We start from the raw sequence: 6,088 nt of genomic DNA, 5'->3' as shown, positions 1-6,088 counted from the left end.
TTGTAGCTGACGGCAGGACTGTTCATCCCAACCCATTATCCGACAACCGTTAAGCCGCTCACAACGTGACATCACCGCTGCCATGCAGGCATGGCGCCAAATCGCGCGCGCCTTCACGCCGAATGAACAAAAGCCTCACTCCCAGGTCTTGTCTTCACAGCGTTAACTTTACGGTGCCCTTCGGCATTATCCAAGCCTGACGCCCCGCGACTGAAATTCCCGTTCCTTCAGACGTTTGTCAGCTCACAGTGCGAGAAGCGATATCATCGCAGCTAAAAAATGGAAAACCCTGATGAAAGCCCTCATCCTCAAACTCGCACCTTCTTCTCGTTTGAGCGCTATTCCCCCTTCCTCCGCCCCGCGGCTAGACATGCCGCTACGCCCACCTAATCGAGACGCCACCTCGTTCAGTTCTCGGCGATTGGAAGGAAGCTTCGTCAACTCCCAAGGCGTGAAGTACAAGCGTAAAATGCACTTTCTCGAAAAGATGGGCATAGCATCGATGCTCAAATGCGAAACCCTCAAGTGCGTTGGAAATGTCGCTATTCGAGCTAGCCTTCTTTTTGGGTCCGGTGCGCTAGCGTTAGGCCTGCTGCTGCCAGCCATTTCCGCGAAAGAAAATGAACGCTCGCTTGCTTTGCTATCATCTTCAGTCCCGGCTTTCACTCTACCTCCCTTTGATTGGAGTTCCCACAACGGTACACAGAGCCAGTCTTATGGAAAAGGGGGCGACCGTTAATGAAGATTAAGATGGGGTTGCCCGTCTGGGGCTTAGGAGTTGCACCGTTGATGTTTGCGATCGCCGTCGCGACAAGCGCCTTCAAACAAGAGACGCTCGACCCTGTCCACACGGAACGCGTGGTACTCGGCTCGATTGAGGAGACTGTCCTCGCGGAGGGAGTTTTGGAGCCTCGCAGGATAATCAATGTTGGGGCTCAAGTGTCGGGCCAAATAAAGGCACTGCATGTAAAGCTTGGCCAATTCGTGAAGTCTGGTGACTTGATCGCCGAGATTGACCCTACGAAAGAGCAGTACAAGCTACTCACCGCGCAAGCCAACCTCGCTAACGTCAATGCTAGGCGCAAGGAAGCTGAGATAACTCTGAACGAGGCCAAATTGGCGTTTCGAAGACAAAAGACTTTAAGGGAGAACAGGTCTGTATCGGCCGCCGACCTGGAGAAGGCGCAAGCCACATTTCTGTCGCAGGAAGCAAGGCTCGAGCAACTTGAAGCGCAAACAAATGAGAAGATACTCGATGTTGACGTCGCTCGCTCGTCCCTTAACCAAACGAAGATCAGCGCGCCAATGAGCGGCGTAGTAGTTGCTCTGGCGACCAAAGAGGGTCAAACGTTGAACTCAGATCGGGTACCGACCATCGCGGTTCTCGCTCAGCTCGACGTGATGCAGGTGATGGTACAGATATCGGAAGCAGACATGGCGCGCGTGAAGCCAGGCCAGAACGTCCGCTTCACAACCCTAGGAGCGACTGAAGCTCCCAGTTCAGGCGTACTGGAAGAGATACAGCCCGCGCCTCCGTGGATAGCCGACGACGTCAATACGGGTCCCATAAAAAACGGGGAATCCAATCGGGCGGTCTATTACACCGGCGTATTTCCGACACCCAACCCGGAAGGCCGATTTCGGCCAAAGATGAGCGTATCCGTTACAATTATTTTCGGCCACGCCGAAAACGTACCGCTCGTACCCTGGGCGGCTCTGAGTGAGCCCGATGGGAAAGATCGCTACCGAGTTTACGTTCGCAAACCAACTGGAGAAGTCACCGTGCGCCTAGTTACAACGGGTTTGACTGACAAGATTAAAGCGCAAGTACTCAATGGCCTCTCCGTTGGTGATGAGCTTCTCATCTCACCCAGCGAAAAAGCAACTGGTCTTGAGGCGATATAATATGATGACTGCACTTCTTGAGATCGAGAATATTTCGCGGATTTTCCGCACCGGAGACAAGACGGTTAATGCGCTCGCCGGCGTGAGCCTTTCGATTTCGAGTGGAGAGCTGGTGGCAATCGTTGGCACCAGCGGTTCGGGCAAGACGACGCTAATGAACATTTTAGGCTGCTTGGACCAGCCGAGTTCTGGTGACTATCGCATCGGCGGCCGCAGCGTTGCAGGGTTCAGCGCGGACGAACTTGCCGCGTCAAGACGGCAAAATTTCGGTTTCATCTTCCAACATTATCAGCTTCTCGCAACATTGAGCGCTGTCGACAACGTGGCGATCCCTGCTATCTATGCCAGCGTTGGCGCTCGGTCACGCCGAGAAAGGTCCATATCTCTTCTGCGAAAGCTGGGTCTTGATGATCGTCTCGACCACCGCCCGAACCAATTGTCCGGGGGCCAGCAGCAAAGAGTTTCGATTGCCCGCGCATTGATGAATGGCGGCCGCATCATTCTCGCCGATGAGCCGACGGGCGCGCTAGATGCCAAGAGTGGCGGAACTGTCCTCGATATATTGAAGGAACTTCATGTCGCTGGACACACGATTATCATTGTGACACACGATCCGAAAATCGCAGCTCACGCCGATCGGATCGTCGAGATTCGCGACGGCGTTGTCGTTTCCGACCGCTTGACGCACGACCGGCAGAAGACCGATGGCACGCTGGCGTTCAGCGACAACACGCCGATCGGTGCGCTTTCGGCGGTCAGTCGCTGCCTGCTGGAAGCCCTGCGGATGGCGATCCGATCTCTAGTCACCTATCGCATGCGTACCTTCCTCACAGTGCTCAGCATCATTATCGGAATCGCGGCAGTCCTCGTGGCCGTCGGTTTCGGAGAAGGTGCCCGTCAGAAACTTTCGGACGCCCTGGGAGCATTTGGATACAGCGTCATAGAGATTGTTCCGGAGCGCAATGAGGGTGACGGGGGCGCTTCCAACATCAAGACCTTGGTCGCCGCGGATGCCGATGCTCTTGCCGATCAATCCTACATCGATAGCGCAACTCCGGAAGTGCAAACTTCCGCACAAATGCGTTTCGGACACACATCTGTTGCGGCAACTGTCTTCGGCGTCGGCCAGAATTATTTGCGGGTCAAAGGGCTTAAGCTGGTAATGGGATCTTTCCTTTCAGCCGAAGCTGTCTCTCAGCGCCACCAGGAAGCGGTAATTGACGAAAGGACGGCCTCGAGGCTTTTCTCCGACGACAAATCTCCGCTCGGCAAAATCGTCTTGATCTCGCGGGTTCCCGTTGTGATTATTGGCGTTTTTGCACAGCCGCCTTGGCTTCAATCTAGAGAGGCAGAGGTTCTACTTCCTTATACGGTCGTGAAGGGGAGACTCCAGGGTCCCGGCCTAAGTCTCGATGCCCTGGCGGTTCGGGTCGTTGATTCTGTCGACGCAACCGTTGCTGAGCGCGCCATCGTCGACTTTCTAACACGTCGGCACGAGACGAAGGATTTCGCTGTTTACAACTACGACCAGATGCGAAAGTCGAAAGATCGCGCATCCCAAACAATGTGGCAACTCAGCTCTTCCTTAGCTGCAATATCGCTGGTTGTGGGAGGCGTTGGTGTCATGAACATGATGCTCATCTCCGTCACGGTACGCACACACGAAATCGGCTTGCGCTTGGCAGTTGGAGCGCGTCGAATCGACATTATGGTTCAGTTCCTGACCGAAGCCGTTGCAATATGCGCAGCCGGCTCATTTTTGGGCGTAGCTCTGGCAATTGGAATCGCAGCCGTATGGGGCAGAACCTCTAGCGGGTTTTCGATGATCATTTCCGCCGGCACGATTGTCCCTGCTTGCGCGCTAGCGCTTGGGATTGGCCTGATCTTTGGCTTCCTTCCCGCCCGCAAAGCATCTCGCCTGAACCCAATAGATGCACTGTCAAGAGATTAAGTGGCGGTGGTTTCAGGCGCAATCTGCCATGTGCTTCTATATCATATCTCGCCCTTCGGAGGCGGTAGCCAACTGCAGTTGGCGCTTCCCACGCCGTCAGCCCGCGCACTTCGCGATCCCCCGGCCAGGTCGGCGAGATCATCGATGAGAGCCGCAACGGCCTTCTCTTCGGCTGCTATTGTTAATCACGGCTTCTCACTGGCCCCCCGCCTACGCCTGGCTTTTCGCTCTATCCGGACTGTAGAGGCCTTTTGCGCTTCAATTCCCCGCACGTGAACTCATGAGATTCAAAATGAAAATAATCAGACTGACGGTAGCCAGTCTCGTTCTGTCGCTCGCCAGTTGCAGTCTGTCGAGCACATACGTTCAGCCCGAACTGCCCGCGGGGCCCCAATGGCAGAGCGGCGCGCTCCAGAGCGCTGCACAGGCCAGAATAGAATGCTGGTGGCTAACTTTCGAGGATCCTAATCTCGACAAGCTCGTCAGCGTGGTCATTAGCCGAAACAATAACCTGCTACTTGCGGCTAACGAGGCTTACAGAGCCCAACTTAACGCGGATATCGCTGCTAACGGCTTGTTGCCCAGTCTGGGGGGCGGGTTAAGTGTCGACAAACCCCTCGGCGTGCAGAAGCCGTCTGGGTCTTCGGGGACTTTGAATCCCAATGCCTCTCTTGAAATCGATATCTGGGGCAAGCTAGCGGCAAAGAAGGACAAGGCGGGATTTGAGGCTTACGCAACCGCGGAAGATTACGGCGCCGCGCGCCTCTTCGCTATTGACAACACCGTCCGGGCGTATTTCGAAATCGCGCATGCAAATGAGTCGCTCGCATCTGCTAAAGCCAGCCTTGCCCACGTGAAGCGGATTCAGGCAATAGTCCGCGGGCAGGTGGCCGCCGGAGCCGCGTCCGATCTGGAACTCAGGCAGGCTGAGCAGAAGGTCGAGGAGTTGGCAGCGGCGGTTTCAAGCAGGAAGCAGGACCTCCTTGTCGTGCGGAACGAACTGGTTGTTCTCTTAAATGGTGCCCCCAATCCTGTCTCAGAACCTGGGCGCTTGCCGAGTAAGAAGCTTCCCCCAATCACGCCTGGACTGCCGGCCGAGCTGCTCGCTCGTCGCCCAGACTTGCGAGCCGCGGAGGCAAGACTGCGTGCCACTCTGAAACAAGTTGATCAAACTCGGGCCGGCTTGTATCCGTCGATTTCAATCACCGCCGCTCTCCGGGCGAGCAGCCCCCGACTGCTTGAGCTCATCTCTGCTCCCGCTGCATCGGTAGCTGCGGCAATGTCTTTCCTTGATCTCAAGAATATGAACCTGGTGATGGCCGTTTCAAAGGAAGAGTACGATAAGCAGGTACTGATGTTCCGCAATACTTTGCTTAATGCCTTTTCTGAAGTTGCCAACACGCTCGGTGAAAGGGCGAACAACGCCGAACAGATCCGACGACATCGCAATGGCCTAATCGCAGCGCAGGAAATTGAACAGCTGCAGGAGGCCAAATACCTCTCGGGTGGCATCGCCCTCCAGACGTTACTCGACTCCCAGGAAAGTCGCCGCGCGGCCGAGATAACGCTTGCCGCTTCCCGCCTAAGCCAATTGCGCACCGAATCGAAGCTCTACCGCATCATTGGGGGTGGCCCCGAGCGGGATGCACCAAGTTGCCATGGAATCGAGACCAGGCAACGATCTAATCGCTAGCTGCACATGGCCTCAGTTAGCCAGGCACGTCAATTGGATTCCTGATGGACGCTATTGATCGTCTCGACCCGAGTGCCAACGGAGGCGGGGAAATTTGCACAGCGGGGATAAGTGGAATTTCTGCCTGACTTTGGCATAGTTGCCGAAAATAGGAGAGATGACAACGAGACGTCCGCGCCGGAACCATAGCCCGCCTTTTAAGGCGACGGTGGCACTTGCCGCCATCAGAGGCGAGCAGACGCTGGGGGAATTGCCAGCCGTTCGACGTGCACGCCAACCAGGTCAAGCAATGGAAAGACCAGCTCCTTGATCGGGCTACGTGCGTTTTCGGTTATGAAGCCAAGGCGGAACCGGCAAACCAGACCGTTGACGTCGAAACGCTTCACGCCAAATTCGGCGAACTGAAGCGCTTCATGATCCTCTCCCGCCGTCGGACGGGTTGATGAGAGTTCTCCGCCCGGCGATGTCACGTTGTCGGCAACTTAACGGGTGGCGGATAATTCGGTTGAGATGACCTCATCGACCATCAGCTACAAGAA

At 55.7% G+C, this 6,088-nt stretch carries 3 protein-coding genes and 1 pseudogene; all 4 read left to right on the top strand.

Annotation, left to right across the window (positions count from 1 at the left end; genetic code table 11):
* Positions 1 to 738 precede the first annotated feature (738 nt).
* Positions 739 to 1,905, top strand: coding sequence for an efflux RND transporter periplasmic adaptor subunit (locus tag BS629_RS34085; RefSeq protein ID WP_077988774.1), 1,167 nt, complete (start codon positions 739 to 741; stop codon positions 1,903 to 1,905).
* A 1-nt stretch (position 1,906) separates the two neighbouring features.
* On the top strand, positions 1,907 to 3,856 hold the full coding sequence (locus tag BS629_RS34080; RefSeq protein WP_077988773.1) for an ABC transporter permease: 1,950 nt from the start codon (positions 1,907 to 1,909) through the stop codon (positions 3,854 to 3,856).
* 292 nt (positions 3,857 to 4,148) lie between these two features.
* The gene (locus BS629_RS34075; protein WP_158081469.1) at positions 4,149 to 5,549 is read left to right on the top strand and encodes an efflux transporter outer membrane subunit; all 1,401 of its coding nucleotides are present in this window, start codon (positions 4,149 to 4,151) and stop codon (positions 5,547 to 5,549) included.
* A gap of 139 nt (positions 5,550 to 5,688) precedes the next feature.
* Positions 5,689 to 5,989 (top strand): annotated as a pseudogene (locus BS629_RS34070) (transposase); the annotation flags it as partial.
* Between the last annotated feature and the right edge of the window lie 99 nt (positions 5,990 to 6,088).

Origin of the sequence: Rhizobium leguminosarum bv. viciae USDA 2370, from assembly GCF_002008365.1 — a bacterium.
Lineage (GTDB): Bacteria > Pseudomonadota > Alphaproteobacteria > Rhizobiales > Rhizobiaceae > Rhizobium > Rhizobium leguminosarum.
The sequence above is the reverse complement of the archived record's forward strand: the minus strand, read 5'-3'. Positions and strand labels throughout refer to the sequence as shown.